Origin of the sequence: Sphingomonas sp. R1 (assembly GCF_025960285.1) — a bacterium.
Taxonomy (GTDB): Bacteria; Pseudomonadota; Alphaproteobacteria; order Sphingomonadales; family Sphingomonadaceae; genus Sphingomonas.
In genome coordinates, this window is record NZ_CP110111.1 from 820,475 (window position 1) to 834,131 (window position 13,657).

At 68.3% G+C, this 13,657-nt stretch carries 11 protein-coding genes; 7 read left to right on the top strand and 4 right to left on the bottom strand.

Annotation, left to right across the window (positions count from 1 at the left end; genetic code table 11):
* Nucleotides 1-155: 155 nt before the first annotated feature.
* On the top strand, nt 156-2,465 hold the full coding sequence (locus tag OIM94_RS03980) for an ATP-dependent helicase (protein WP_264608818.1): 2,310 nt from the start codon (nt 156-158) through the stop codon (nt 2,463-2,465).
* Nucleotides 2,466-2,508: 43 nt separating this feature from the next.
* On the opposite strand, the gene OIM94_RS03985 is transcribed toward OIM94_RS03980, so the two are convergent.
* Nucleotides 2,509-2,835 (bottom strand): WYL domain-containing protein, encoded by a 327-nt coding sequence (locus OIM94_RS03985; protein WP_264608819.1) that lies wholly within the window; start codon nt 2,833-2,835, stop codon nt 2,509-2,511.
* Nucleotides 2,836-3,028: 193 nt separating this feature from the next.
* On the opposite strand from OIM94_RS03985, the gene OIM94_RS03990 reads away from it, so the two are divergent.
* From OIM94_RS03990 to cysK, 5 genes are all read left to right on the top strand, one after another.
* Nucleotides 3,029-3,550 (top strand): glycine zipper 2TM domain-containing protein, encoded by a 522-nt coding sequence (locus tag OIM94_RS03990; RefSeq protein ID WP_264608820.1) that lies wholly within the window; start codon nt 3,029-3,031, stop codon nt 3,548-3,550.
* Nucleotides 3,551-3,787: 237 nt separating this feature from the next.
* Nucleotides 3,788-3,982: a YdcH family protein gene (locus tag OIM94_RS03995; RefSeq protein WP_264608821.1), complete on the top strand. Its 195-nt coding sequence runs from the start codon at nt 3,788-3,790 to the stop codon at nt 3,980-3,982.
* A gap of 225 nt (nt 3,983-4,207) precedes the next feature.
* On the top strand, nt 4,208-5,602 hold the full coding sequence (locus OIM94_RS04000) for an MFS transporter (RefSeq protein ID WP_264608822.1): 1,395 nt from the start codon (nt 4,208-4,210) through the stop codon (nt 5,600-5,602).
* A gap of 65 nt (nt 5,603-5,667) precedes the next feature.
* On the top strand, nt 5,668-6,990 hold the full coding sequence (locus OIM94_RS04005) for an MFS transporter (protein WP_264608823.1): 1,323 nt from the start codon (nt 5,668-5,670) through the stop codon (nt 6,988-6,990).
* The gene (cysK, locus tag OIM94_RS04010; protein WP_264608824.1) at nt 6,987-7,907 is read left to right on the top strand and encodes a cysteine synthase A; all 921 of its coding nucleotides are present in this window, start codon (nt 6,987-6,989) and stop codon (nt 7,905-7,907) included. Before OIM94_RS04005 ends, cysK begins: the two co-directional genes overlap by 4 nt.
* Here the strand turns inward: cysK and OIM94_RS04015 are convergent.
* Nucleotides 7,904-8,527 carry an OmpA family protein gene (locus OIM94_RS04015; RefSeq protein ID WP_264608825.1) on the bottom strand — a complete coding sequence of 208 codons (624 nt, stop codon included), beginning with the start codon at nt 8,525-8,527 and terminating at the stop codon, nt 7,904-7,906. The genes cysK and OIM94_RS04015 overlap by 4 nt on opposite strands.
* Nucleotides 8,524-10,341, bottom strand: a complete 1,818-nt coding sequence (locus tag OIM94_RS04020; protein WP_264608826.1) for a cation:proton antiporter — start codon at nt 10,339-10,341, stop codon at nt 8,524-8,526. The genes OIM94_RS04015 and OIM94_RS04020 overlap by 4 nt, the downstream gene beginning before the upstream one ends.
* Before the next feature lie 166 nt (nt 10,342-10,507).
* On the opposite strand from OIM94_RS04020, the gene OIM94_RS04025 reads away from it, so the two are divergent.
* Nucleotides 10,508-11,851, top strand: coding sequence for a cell wall hydrolase (locus OIM94_RS04025; RefSeq protein ID WP_264608827.1), 1,344 nt, complete (start codon nt 10,508-10,510; stop codon nt 11,849-11,851).
* Here OIM94_RS04025 and OIM94_RS04030 read toward each other — a convergent pair.
* Nucleotides 11,848-13,650, bottom strand: coding sequence for an acyl-CoA dehydrogenase C-terminal domain-containing protein (locus OIM94_RS04030; RefSeq protein ID WP_264608828.1), 1,803 nt, complete (start codon nt 13,648-13,650; stop codon nt 11,848-11,850). The genes OIM94_RS04025 and OIM94_RS04030 overlap by 4 nt on opposite strands.
* Nucleotides 13,651-13,657 lie beyond the last annotated feature (7 nt).

The following is a 13,657-nucleotide window of genomic DNA, read 5'->3' on the forward strand; positions in this document are numbered from 1 at the left end:
GCGTCGCCATAGGCCCCGAAGAGAGCGGAGGCAATCGGCAACCACCGAACGGTCGGCGGATTCCGCCTCGTCCGCCAACCGACGGCGCCCCGCGCCGGGACTGCGCCCCTGCCCGGTGCTTGCAGCCCGCGGCATCGTTCCCTAGTTGTTCACGCATGTCGCTTGCCCCCACCCCTCAGGACGCGCCCTATATCCAGGGCCTGAACGAACCCCAGCGCGAGGCCGTGCTCACCACCGACGGGCCGGTGCTGGTGCTCGCCGGTGCGGGCACGGGCAAGACCGCCGCGCTGACCGCGCGGCTCGCGCACCTGCTGTGGACACGCCGGGCCTACCCGTCCGAGATCCTCGCGGTCACCTTCACCAACAAGGCCGCGCGCGAGATGAAGGAGCGCGTCGGCCGCCTCGTCGGCGAGGCGGTGGAGGGAATGCCGTGGCTCGGCACCTTCCACGCGATCGGTGCCAAGATGCTGCGTCGCCACGCCGAGCTGGTGGGCCTGCAGAGCAACTTCACCATCCTCGACACCGACGACCAGCTACGCCTGCTCAAGCAGCTGATCCTCGCCAACGATCTCGACGAGAAGCGCTGGCCGGCGCGCCAGCTCGCCGGGCTGATCGACGGGTGGAAGAATCGCGGCCTCATCCCTGCCGATCTCGATGCCGGCGAGTCCGAGAGCTATGCCAATGGGCGCGGCCAGTCGCTCTACGCGCAGTATCAGGAGCGGCTCCGGCTGCTCAACGCCTGCGACTTCGGCGATCTCCTCCTCCACATGCTCACGATTCTTAAGACTCATCGTGAGGTTCTGGAGCTCTACCAGCAGCGCTTCCGCTATATCATGGTGGACGAGTATCAGGATACCAACGCGGTCCAGTATCTCTGGCTGCGGCTGCTTGCGCAGGAACGCAAGAATATCTGCTGCGTCGGTGACGACGATCAGTCCATCTACAGCTGGCGCGGCGCGCAGGTGGAAAATATCCTGAAGTTCGAGAAGGACTTCCCCGGCGCGGTTGTGATAAAATTGGAGCAGAACTACCGCTCCACCCCGCATATTCTGGGCGCCGCCTCGGGCGTGATCGCCAACAATGGGGGGCGCCTCGGCAAGACGCTGTGGACCGAGGTCGATGTCGGCGAGAAGGTAAAGGTGCTCGGCGTGTGGGACGGGCCCGAGGAAGCGCGCCGTGTCGGCGAGGAGATCGAGGGGCTGCAGCGCGGCGGCCTCAGCCTCGACGGCACCGCGATCCTGGTACGCGCCCAGCACCAGACCCGCGAGTTCGAAGACCGGTTCATCGCGATCGGCCTCCCCTATCGCATCATCGGCGGCTTCCGCTTCTACGAGCGGCAGGAAATTCGCGACGCCCTCGCCTATCTGCGCGTGGTGGCGCAGCCGGCGGACGACCTCGCCTTTGAACGCATCGTCAACGTGCCGAAGCGCGGCCTGGGCGACAAGGCGCTGTCGAAGGTGCACCAATATGCCCGTGCACAGGGCATCCCGCTGACCACCGCCGCGGCGCGTATCCTCGATACCGACGAGCTCACCCCACAGGCGCGGCGTGCGCTGGGCAACCTCGTCGGCGACATGGTGCGGTGGCGGAGCATGGGCGACGACCTGCAGCATCCGGACCTCGCGCGGATCATCCTCGACGAAAGCGGCTATACCGCGATGTGGCAGGCCGATCGCACCGCCGAGGCGGCCGGGCGGCTGGAGAACCTCAACGAACTCGTCCGCGCGATGGAAGAGTATGAGAGCCTGTCGGCTTTCCTCGAGCATGTCAGCCTGGTGATGGACAACGAGGCCTCGGCCGAGGAGCCCAAGGTCACGATCATGACGATCCACGCCGCCAAGGGGCTGGAGTTCGACACGGTGTTCCTTGCCGGCTGGGAGGAAGGCATCTTCCCCTCGCAGCGCGCGCTCGACGAAGGCGGGCTCGCCAGCCTCGAGGAAGAACGCCGCCTCGCCTATGTCGCGATCACCCGGGCGCGCCGGCGCGCGATCATCCTGCATGCCGCCAATCGCCGCATCTACGGCCAGTGGACATCGAGCCTGCCCAGCCGCTTCGTCGGCGAGCTGCCGCCCGAGCATGTCGAGTCGGAAAGCACGATGACCGGCGGCGAAAGCCTGTGGCGGGCCAACTGGAGCGAGCGCAGCGATCCCTTTGCCGATGTGGCGCGCGGCGCCGGGCGGGGCCCGGGCTGGCAGCGCGCGGCGGGCGTCGACCCGAAGAACCCCGGCGGCGGCTTCACCAACCGCACCTTCACCCGCGACCAGCCGCGCGTGCTGGAAAGCCGCGCCTCCGCCGTCAGCTTCGGGGCCAAGCCGCGCGGCGACCTTTCGCTCGGCCTGCGCGTGTTCCACCAGAAGTTCGGCTACGGCACGATTGCCGAGATCGAGGGCAACAAGCTCGAGATCGACTTCGAGCAGGCCGGTCGCAAGCGGGTGATGGACAGCTTCGTCAGCGTGCCCGACTGAAAATCCTCCGGCGCCAAACTGCCGTCGGGCGCGGCGGCAGAGATCACCTTGCCTCGGGTTCGACCTTCATCAGGGTGAGCCCTTCATATTTTTCGAGCTCGTGGTCGAACAGGTCGCTGATCTCGAAGGCGCGATCCAGTACCGACACTTCCTTCAGGCCATCCACCTTGAAGGTGGCCATTTTCGGCTCGCGCGGCAGCATGCCTTCCCGCGAGACGATGAACGCATCGGTGTAGAGCGATTCGTTGCGCGTGTAGAGGATGTGCGGCGCCACGATCATCCGCGTGCGGTTATAGGTCACCTGCAGGCAGCGCAGGCGCACAATGCCTTCCAGGACGAACGGGGTGTTGTTTACAGGGGCTTCGGTCACGGCAGCGCTAACGTTCATACGACAAATATGATACCAATGCTGCACAGCAGCAAGGGCAAAGCGCATAGCCCATGGAGCAATCCTCTCCCACCATTGTTTCGCCTGCAGCTTCGTTCAGCCGCGCTTCACGCGCAAGTGTGGAAGAAGCAGCCGTGCCCGGCCAGCGCCGGCCTTGTATTTGAAGGAGAAGAGCATGAAGCACATCCTCGCCCTCGCAGCCCTTGCGGCCGCCGGGCTGTCGGTCGCCGCGCCGGCGTCGGCGCAGCAATATTCGTCGCCGGACCAGGAGCGCGCCCGATTCGAGGCCGCGCGCGACCGTTTCGACCGCGAATATCGCGTGTTCCAACAGGCCTCCGAGCGCTACGCGAACTACAGCGACTGGCTAGCCCGCGCCCCGACGCCGCCGCGCGTCGATATTCGCGACGAAGGCGATTGGGAGCCGTCGCGCTACTACCGGCCCGGCACCAGCGAGCGCGTGCTGACGCGCGACGACCGCGTCTATCGCGGCGATGACGGGCGCTATTACTGCAAGCGCCCCGACGGCACGACCGGCCTCATCGTCGGCGCGGCGGCCGGCGGCCTGTTCGGCAACGTCATCTCCAGCCGTCGCTCGGGCACGGTCGGCACGCTGCTGGGCGCGATCGCCGGCGGCGCGATCGGCAACTCGATCGACCGCAACAACCAGATGAACAACCAGGACGTGCGCTGCCGCTAAGGCGCGCGCGGGGGCCTCGCGCGATTTTGGCGCGGGGCCCTCTTGTCCTCCATAGACGTACCCCTATGTTCTTTCTGCGGGACCGGGCCCCTCTGGCGGCGGCTTCACCTGAAGCGCCGTGATGTCGGACCGCATCGAGCGTGCTCGGTGCAGGATCGACGGTGTTGCCACCCCCTCGCACCCTCCCTCCTGCCGGGCCGCTCGATCGATGAATGTGCATCGATTGGAGCCATGACGATGACGATTGTAGAACGCCTGATCGCCACCCACCGTCTACTGGAGCGGGAAATCCGCCGCGAATTGCGCAGCGTGCTGCCGGATCGCTTCCGCGTGGCGCAGCTCAAGAAGCACAAGCTCGCGGTCAAGGACCGGCTGCACCTGCATCTGCCCGCCCCCGCGGCGCGACTGGCGCTGCTGCCGAGCCGCCGCTGACGGCCGGGCCCGGGTCCGCCGCAGCCGCCGCGGACCCATCGGGCTCAATGCCAGAAGATCAGCAGCAGGATGATGATCGGAAGCGGAATACCCAGCAGCCACAACAAGATGCCCTTGCCCATTCAAACCTCCTGAACATAGTGGATTGGGTGAAGGCTAAACCATGGCCCGCCCGGGCAGTTCCCGGACTGGGAACCGCGCCCGTGCTGATGCACTAAGGCCGCGATGCAAACCGACGGTCTTCCCCTGCCCCGCCGCCTCACCGCAATCGCCGCCGTGTCCTTCGGCACCGCGCTGGTGGTGATCGATGGCGCGATCGCCACGGTCGCGCTGCCCACCATCGCACGCGACTTGCATGTCGATTCCTCCGCCGCGGTCGCGGTGGTGACGGTGTACCAGCTCGTGCTGGTGATGCTGTTGCTGCCCTTCTCCGGCCTCGGCAATCGGATCGGGCTCAAGCGGCTGTACCAGATCGGGCAGATCGTCTTCACGGTGGCGACGATCCTCTGCTTCTTCGCCAAGAGCCTGCCCTTCCTGCTGATCGTGCGCGCGGCGCAGGCGGCGGGGGCGGCGGCGGCGCTGAGCGTCTCGTCCGCGCTGGTCCGGCAGATCTACCCGGCCAAGCAACTTGGCCGCGGTCTGGGCGTCAATTCCGTGGTCGTGTCGGTGTCCTCGGCGATCGCGCCGACGCTGGGCGGCCTCGTATTGGCGATCGGGCCCTGGCCCTGGGTGTTTGCCTCCGCCGTGCCCTTCGCGGTCGCCAGCCTGCTGCTCGGCCGTTCGCTGCCCGACATCCCGCGCTCCAAGGCGCCGTTCGACGTGCTCGGCGCGGTGCTGTGCGCCGCGATGTTCGGGCTGATCATCGGCGGGCTGGAAAGCGCGGTGCACGGCGACAGTCCGGTCGTTTCGTACGCGGTGGTTGCGGCGGGGATCGCGGTGGGGGTCATCTTCGTCCGCCGCGAGCAGGGCGAGGCAGAGCCGATCCTGCCGGTCGACCTGCTGGCCCGCCCGGTCCTGGCGCTCTCCACGGTCGGCGCGTTCACGGCGTTCGTCGCGACCATGACGCTGCTCCTCGCGCTCCCGTTCCGCCTCCAGCACGGCTATGGCTTCGCGCCGTCCGAAGTGGGCGCGGTGATCGCCCCCTGGCCGCTGACCACGATGTTCGTGGCGCCGCTCGCAGGATCGCTGTCGGATCGCTATCCGGCGGGGGCGCTGGGCGGGATCGGCATGGTGATCGCGATTGCCGGGCTGTTGAGCCTGGCGTTCCTGCCGCATGACCCGAGCTATTTCGACATTGCCTGGCGGATGGCGCTGACCGGGGCCGGCTTCGGCATGTTCCTCTCGCCCAACGCGCGGCTGATCATCGGATCGGCCCCCACCGAGCGCGCGGCTGCCGCAGGCGGCCTGATCTCGACCACGCGCATGGTCGGGCAGACGACCGGGGCGACGCTCGTTGCGGCGCTGCTGGCGATGGGCGTGGGCGGGGGCAGCACGCCCGCGCTGGTCGCCGCGGGTCTGGCGCTGATCGCCGGGATCTGCAGCCTCGCGCGCCTGCGCCCCTCCGTCCGCAACCCGGACCGGCGCGAGGCGGACGCGGCCCAGCCCGCGCAAATGGGGTAAAGCTTTAGCCCGCCCAACCCACGCAGGCATTGCGCGCGCAGCAGCCGCGCGCCAAGAGCGAGGGCATGGCCCAACATCCCTTCGCCATCGGCAATTTCCGCGCCTATTTCGTTGCCCGCCTCGCCGCCACCTTGGGGCAGATGGCGATGGTGATCGTGATCGGCTGGCAGGTGTACGACATCGCCCGCCGCACGATGAGCATCAAGGAAGCTGCCTTCCAGCTCGGCATGATCGGCGTGGCGCAGTTCCTGCCGCTCTTGTTCCTCTCGCTGTTCGCCGGCTGGGTCGCGGATCGGATCGACCGGCGTTGGATCGCCCGCGCAGCGGTGGCGCTGGAGGCGGCCTGTGCGCTGGCGCTGGCCTGGCTGACCTGGCGGCACACCGTCACCCTGCCCGCATTGTTCGGCATCGCCGCGTTGCTCGGCGTTGCCCGCGCCTTTGTCAGCCCGGCGCTCGGTGCGCTCGCGCCCAATCTCGTACCCAAGACAATCCTGCCGACCGCGATCGCGCTCAGCTCGCTCGCCTGGCAGAGCGGCACGGTGATCGGCCCGGCGATGGGGGGCTATCTCTACGCCGCCGCCTCGTGGCTCGCCTATGCCGTGTCGGGCGGGCTGTTCCTCGTCTCGCTGCTGATGCTGTTCCTGATCGGCCCGGTGCCGGTCGCCGCGCGCAAGTTCACCGGCAGCCCCTGGTCGCAGATGGTCGACGGGCTCCATTATGTCCGCCGCAACCGGCTGGTGCTCGGCGCGATCTCGCTCGACCTGTTCGCGGTGCTGCTCGGCGGCGCGACGGCGATGCTGCCGGTCTATGCGCGCGACATCCTCCAGGTGGGCTCGGAAGGGCTCGGGCACCTTCGCGCCGCCCCTGCGTTGGGTGCGGTGGTGACGGCCCTGTTCTTCTCGTGGCGCCCGCTCAAGACCAATGTGGGCGTGAAGATGCTGGTCGCGGTCGCGCTGTTCGGCCTGGCGACGGTGGTGTTCGGCGCCGCGGCGCCGCTGCTGGTGCCGGTGCTCGGCCCCAGGGCAGTGGGCACCGACCTGTCGCCCGCGGTGCTGATTTCGCTCGCCGCGCTGTTCGTGCTCGGTGCGGCCGACATGGTCTCGGTCTATGTCCGCCAGTCGCTGATCCAGCTCTACACACCGGACGAGATGCGCGGCCGCGTCGGCGCGGTCTCCACCCTGTTCATTTCCGGCTCGAACGAGCTGGGCGAAGCCGAAAGCGGATTCCTCGCCGCGCTGATCGGGCCCGTCGCCGCGGTGATCGGCGGCGGCATCGGCGCGATCCTTGTCACGGCCCTGTGGGCGAAGCTATTCCCCGAACTCAAGCGGGCTCGAACCTTCGATCCCCCGGCCACCCTCGAAGTTCCTCCCAAGGAGATGACGACATGAAGGCCCTTTCGATCCTCGAGACGATCGGCAACACGCCGCACGTCCGAATCAACAAGCTGTTTCCCGGCGCCGAGGTGTGGATCAAGTCCGAGCGCTCGAACCCGGGCGGCTCGATCAAGGACCGCATTGCGCTGGCGATGGTCGAGGCTGCCGAGAAGGACGGCAGCCTCCAGCCCGGCGGCACGATCGTCGAGCCGACCAGCGGCAACACCGGCGTCGGCCTGGCAATGGTCGCGGCGGTCAAGGGCTACAAGCTGATCCTGGTGATGCCGGAGAGCATGTCGCTCGAACGCCGCCGGCTGATGCTCGCCTATGGCGCGACCTTCGACCTCACCCCGCGCGAGAAGGGCATGAAGGGGGCAATCGAGCGCGCGCTGGAGATCGTCGAGGGCACGCCCGGTGCGTGGATGCCGCAGCAGTTCGAAAACGCTGCGAACGTCGACGTGCATGTGCGTACCACCGCCCAGGAAATCCTCAACGACTTCCGCGATACACCGATCGACGTGATCATCACCGGCGTGGGCACCGGCGGGCACATCACCGGCGTGGCCGAGGCGCTGAAGAAGGAATGGCCGAACCTCAAGGTGTTCGCGGTGGAGCCGGAGCTGTCACCGGTGATCTCGGGCGGCCAGCCGGGCCCGCACCCGATCCAGGGCATCGGCGCGGGCTTCGTGCCCAAGAACCTCCACACGGACGCGATCGACGGGGTGATCAAGGTGGACGCCGCCGTCGCCAAGGACATGGCGCGCCGCTCGGCCGCCGAAGAGGGGATGCTGGTCGGCATCTCCTCGGGCGGGACGCTCGCGGCGATCCTGCAGAAGCTGCCCGACCTCCCCGACGGCGTCCGCGTGCTCGGCTTCAACTACGACACCGGCGAGCGCTATCTGAGCGTGCCGGACTTCCTGCCGGAGAGCTAAGGAGCAGGCGTCTCGGCCGTCCCGTTTGCCGGGGCGGCCGGGGCCGTCTCTGCCTGTGCGGGCTGCGGCAGCGCCACCTGCACCTCCACCCTGCGGTTCTTCGCCCGCGCTTCCGGATCGTCGCTGCCGTCGGGCTTGGAATTCGGCACCAGCGCGCGGGTTTCCCCGAAGGCGATCAGCGTCATCCGCTCGGCCGGCACGCCCTTCGACAGCAGATAGTCGCGCACCGCCTCGGCCCGCTTGCGCGACGAGACCAGATTGTCGCGATCCTTGCCGCGCGTGTCGCTGTGGCCGCCGATCGTGATCGGACCGCCAGCGGCCAGGGTCGCGTTGCGGAGCATCTCGTCGAGCAGCTTCCTGCCCGCATCGTCCAGCTTCAGCCCCGATCCACCGAAAGGCACCACGACATCCAGCGGCTTGAGCTCGGGCTTCTCGGGTTCGTCGGGGACGACCTCGGGACGCAGGATGGATTTGGGAGCCTCGGCGGCGCTGTTGTTCGCGAGGCCGTCCTCCTCGGCGAGGATGCTCCGGCTCCCGGCCGCGACGTTCTCGCGTACGGGCTCGCGCGCATCGCAGCCCGCCAGCACCCCCATGAGCGCCAGCATCGCCCATCTGCTCATGCAACCTCCTCCTGCAATCGCCGCGCCGCCGCCGCGGGGGGCACGTACGAAATGATCGTGTCGCCGGGCTGCGGCGTCGGGCGGCTGGCGTGCGAGAAGAAGCGCAGCAGCCCGCCCTTGCGCACCAGCAGCAGCATGTCCGCCGCGTCGGGCAGATCGGCTTTGGCGGCGTCGAAATCGAACTGATCGGTCAGCCGCGTCTTGCGGAAGCTCCAGCCTTCGCGCTCGCGCTCGACGATCTCCTCGACGCCGTGGCCGCTGGTGAACAGCGCCCGGCCGCGCAGCGACTCCGGCAAGGCGCGCGCATCCTCGTCATCCCCGCCGCTGCCGAGCTGGTAGACATTGTCGCGCCCCATCTCGTGGGCGAATTCGTTGCAGACCAGCGCGTTATAGGCCTCGTTGTCGCTGGTCGCGGCAAGCACCTGGAACTGCGACATGTCCAACCGGTCCTCGGTTGCCTCGGCGAGGATCTCGCCATGATAGGTGGAGATGCCCGCCTGCCGCGCCGCGCGCAGCCGCTGCCAGCTGGTGTCGCAGATCGTCACCGGCAGCTCGAGCTGTCGGAGCTGCTCGGCCAGCGCCAGGCTCCACGGCGTGCCGCCGACGATCAGCAACCCCCGCTCGGTCGCGCCCGTCACCTTGAGCAGCCTGGCCACCGGTCCGATCGAGAAGCCGTGCGCGACGATCGTGGCGACGACGACGGCGAAGGACAAGGTCACCAGGATCGAGCCGTCGCTATACCCCAGCTTGTCGAGCCGCAGCGCGAACAGCCCGGAGATCGCCACCGCGACGATGCCGCGCGGCGCGATCCAGGCGACGAGCAGCCGCTCGTTCCACGGCACCTTGGTGAAGGCGAGGCTGAGCAGCACTGTGACCGGCCGCACCAGGAAGAGGAGCGCCGCCAGAAAGGCGAGGAAGCGCCACTCGAAATGCCGAAGCACCTCGAAATCGAGCGAGGCGGAGAGCAGCACGAACACGCCCGAGATCAGCAGGACGGTGACATTCTCCTTGAACGGATGGATGTCGCGCAGCGAGTCGAGCTTCATGTTGGCGAGTGCCACGCCCATCACCGTCACGGTGATCAGCCCGGTCTCTTGCTGGATCAGGTTCGACCCGACGAACACGCCGATCACCGCGACGAGCAGCACCGGCGCCTTCAGATATTCCGGCACATGGCCGCGCTGGAACGCCCAGCCGATCGCCCTGGCGACGACATAGCCGATCAGCCCGGCGACCAGGCTCGCGGCGAGCAGCGACCCCAGCACGCTGAGCAGCGTGCCGCCATCGCCGGACCGCCGCAGATATTCATAGGTTACCAGCCCGCACAGCGCGCCGATCGGATCGTTGACGATCGCTTCCCATTTCAGGATCGCGCGCGGCCGCTGGGCGACGTTGCTCTGCCGCAGCAATGGCAGCACGACAGTGGGCCCGGTAACGACAAGAATGCCCGCGAACAGCGTCGCCACCGGCCAGACCAGCCCGGCCGCGTAGTAGAGCGCCAGCGTGCCCAAGCCCCAGCCGATCGGTACGCCCAGCAGCACCAGCCGCGTCACCGCGCCGTCGGTGCGCCGCAGTTCGCGGAAGTTGAGGCTCAGGCCGCCCTCGAACAGGATCAGCGCGACGGCGATCGAGACGATCGGCTCGAGCAGGCTGCCGAACACGTCGTGCGGCACGATCAGGCCGGTGACCGGTCCGGCCAGCACGCCGGCGACCAGCATCAGCGCGATCGCCGGCCAGCCGGTCCGCCACGCGATCCACTGTGCGCCGATGCCGAGCGCCCCGATCAGCGCGATGACAAGCGCGGGTTGATGCATGCGGAGGAATGCCTTCGTTTCGATGCGGATGCGGAGATGCCCGCCCTGCACTACGGTTCCAGCACCGTGTCGGTTCCGTTCCGAGCGCTCCGGCGGGCGACGGTTCCCATGTCTTCCGCTTTGGGATAGAGGCGGCCACCCTTTATCGAGATCGCCACAACCGCCTGTGCCGCCCCGCCTTCCCTCCGCTCCCGTCGCCCCCTGGCTCCGTCTGGTCCTCGGCATCGTCGCGCTTGCCGCGCTGGTGATACCGGCCCTGCTGGTGCTCAACGCGCCTCGCGTGCCGCAACGGCGGCATCGGGTGCCCCCGGTCGTATTGCCCAACCGCGTGGTGCCGAAGGAAGAGCTGCCGCCGGTCGAGCCGGTCGCGATCGCCGACCTCGCGCCGGACGACGCGCGCGCGTTCAACGCCTCGATTCCCTTCTCGACCGATCCCAATCCGGCCGCACGCCCCTTCCATCTGGTCGGCGCGGCGGACAGCCAGGCGCGCGCGCTCGACTGTCTTGCCGCCGCCGAGATCTATGAGGCCGGTGACGATGCGCTGGGCGAGCGCGCGGTGGCGCAGGTGATCCTCAACCGCGTCCGCCATCCCGCCTTCCCCAAGACGGTGTGCGGGGTCGTGTTCCAGGGAGCGGAGCGCAGCACCGGCTGCCAGTTCACCTTCAGCTGCGATGGCGCGCTCACCCGCTGGTCCCCCACGCCCGTCGCCTGGGCGCGCGCCCGCGAGATCGCGAAGCTCGCGCTGCACGGCGCGGTGTTCCGCCCGGTCGGCCATGCAACGCACTATCACACCGACTGGGTGGTGCCCTATTGGAGCGCGAGCCTCGACAAGATCGTCGCACTCCACACCCACCTGTTCTTCCGCTGGGCAGGCTGGTGGGGCACGCCCCCTGCGTTCAATCGCGGCTACGTCGCCGACGAGCCGAACATCGCGCAGCTCGCCAGACTGTCGCCTGCGCATCTGGGCGGGACGACGGAGGCGGTAGGTCCGGCGGGCGATCCAGGTGCCACCGGACTGCTGTTCGACGTCAACAAGGCGGCCGGGGCGATCCCGGCGAGCGCGGTTCCGGCTGCCGTGGCGGGCGACCAGAACGTGTTCCTGGTGACGCTGCCCGACGACATGGTGCCGGATCTCTACCCGGCGCTGGCGCTGCGCACCTGCGGCGACCGCCCCTATTGCAAGTTCATGGCCTGGCTGGATTCGTCGAAGAAGCCCGCCCGCCTGCCCCCGACCGGCGATCAGGCCGCCGCGATGTCGTTCAGCTATCTGCGCGACGAGAAGGTGCAGTATGTGAAGGCGCTGTGGAATTGCGAGCAGTTCCGCCGCCCGAGCCCGACGCAGTGCATGCGCCGTCAGCCGCCGCCCGCGCCGGTCGCCACGCCGACGCCGGCAGCAACCACCGAGCCCGCGCCGCTGGAAGGGGTTCGCCGAAAGGCACCCCCCGCACAGAACAAGGCCGGCGCTGCGGCTCCCGCGACGCCGGCCTCGTCAACGCCCGGCAGCGATTAGGCTGCCTTGAACATTTCGGGATCGAGCGCCATCACGCTCTCGCTGCCCGCCTCGATCTTGCGGCGCAGGCCGCTCGCATCGGGGAGGAACCGCTCGGCGTAGAAGCGCGCGGTGACCAGCTTGGCCTCGAGGAAGGCGACGTCCTCGGCGCCCTGCGCCAGCGCCTCGCTCGCCGCCTTGGCCATGCGCAGCCACATCAGGCCGAGTGCGACCAGACCGGTCAGCTGCATGTACGGATAGGCGCCCGCGCCGACCTCGTTCGGGTTCTTGAACCCGTTCTGCGCCAGCCACATGGTGGCACCCTGGAGGTGGCCCAGCGCCTTTTCCAGCGCCTCGGCAAAGCTCGCGAGCTTTGCATCGCCCTTGGCGGCGGCCACTTCCTCGCCGACGACGCGGAAGAAGGCCTGCACCGCCCGGCCGCCGTTCAGCGCCAGCTTGCGGCCGACCAGGTCCATCGCCTGCACGCCGTTGGTGCCTTCGTAGATCATCGCGATGCGGGCATCGCGGACATACTGCTCCATGCCCCATTCGGCGATATAGCCATGGCCGCCATAGACCTGCTGGCAATCGGTCGCGACCTTGTAGCCGATATCGGTGCCGACGCCCTTGATCACCGGGGTCAGCAGCCCGATCAGGTCGCCGGCGAGCTGGCGCTCTTCCTCGGTCGCGGCGGCATGCTCCATGTCGACCTGGAGCGCACCCCACAGGCAAAGCGCGCGCAGGCCCTCGATCTGCGCCTTGGCCTCCATCAGCATGCGGCGCACGTCGGGATGGACGAACAGCGTGTCGGCCTTCTCCGCCGGCTCCTTCGGCCCGGTCAGCGCGCGACCCTGGCGGCGGTCGCCGGCATATTGGACCGCGTTCTGCATCGCGACTTCGGCGATGCCGAGGCCCTGCAGGCCCACGCCCAGGCGCGCCGCGTTCATCATGATGAACATGGCGGCGAGACCCTTCATCTCCTCGCCGACCAGCCAGCCGGTGGCGCCGTCATAGTTCATCACGCAGGTCGAATTGGCGTGGATGCCCATCTTGTGCTCGATCGAGCCGCAGGTCACCGCGTTGCGTGCGCCGAGCGACCCGTCGTCGTTGACGATGAACTTCGGCACCACGAACAGCGAGATGCCCTTGGTGCTGTCCGGCGCGCCCGGCGTCTTGGCGAGCACCAGATGGATGATGTTGCTGGTCAGGTCATGCTCGCCCGACGAGATGAAGATCTTGGTGCCGGTGATGCTGTAGGAGCCGTCCGGATTGGGCTCGGCCTTGGTCTTGATCAGGCCAAGGTCGGTGCCGCACTGCGGCTCGGTCAGGTTCATCGTGCCGCCCCATTCGCCCGAGACCATCTTGGGGACGTACTTGGCCTTCTGCTCCTCGGAACCCTTGACCAGAAGTGCTGCGATCGCGCCGTGGGTCAGGCCCGGATACATGGCGAAGGCCATGTTCGAGGCGATCATATATTCCTCATAGGCGGTCGCGACGACATGCGGCATCGCCTGGCCGCCATATTCGGCCGGCGCGCTCAGCGTGCCCCAGCCGCTCTCGACGAACTTGTTATAGGCTTCCTTGAAGCCCTCGGGCGTCGTCACGCTGCCATCGGGGTGGCGGGTGCAGCCCTGCTGGTCACCGCTGTGGTTGATCGGGAACAGGACCTCGGCGACGAACTTGCCGCCTTCCTCCAGCACCGCATCGACCACGTCGGGCGTCGCCGCCTGGAAGTGCGGCAGGTTGGTATAGCGATCGAGCCCGATGACCCGATCGAGGACGAAGCGCGTATCGCGCACGGGGGGCGTAAACTGCGGCATTTCAGGT

Bases quoted from the DNA above. Each gene is read 5' to 3' on its own strand.
- OIM94_RS03980 (WP_264608818.1), top strand. From the start codon at position 156: ATGTCGCTTGCCCCCACCCCTCAGGACGCGCCCTATATCCAGGGCCTG.
- OIM94_RS03990 (WP_264608820.1), top strand. From the start codon at position 3,029: ATGAAGCACATCCTCGCCCTCGCAGCCCTTGCGGCCGCCGGGCTGTCG.
- OIM94_RS03995 (WP_264608821.1), top strand. From the start codon at position 3,788: ATGACGATTGTAGAACGCCTGATCGCCACCCACCGTCTACTGGAGCGG.
- OIM94_RS04000 (WP_264608822.1), top strand. From the start codon at position 4,208: ATGCAAACCGACGGTCTTCCCCTGCCCCGCCGCCTCACCGCAATCGCC.
- OIM94_RS04005 (WP_264608823.1), top strand. From the start codon at position 5,668: ATGGCCCAACATCCCTTCGCCATCGGCAATTTCCGCGCCTATTTCGTT.
- cysK (WP_264608824.1), top strand. From the start codon at position 6,987: ATGAAGGCCCTTTCGATCCTCGAGACGATCGGCAACACGCCGCACGTC.
- OIM94_RS04015 (WP_264608825.1), bottom strand. From the start codon at position 8,527: ATGAGCAGATGGGCGATGCTGGCGCTCATGGGGGTGCTGGCGGGCTGC.
- OIM94_RS04020 (WP_264608826.1), bottom strand. From the start codon at position 10,341: ATGCATCAACCCGCGCTTGTCATCGCGCTGATCGGGGCGCTCGGCATC.
- OIM94_RS04030 (WP_264608828.1), bottom strand. From the start codon at position 13,650: ATGCCGCAGTTTACGCCCCCCGTGCGCGATACGCGCTTCGTCCTCGAT.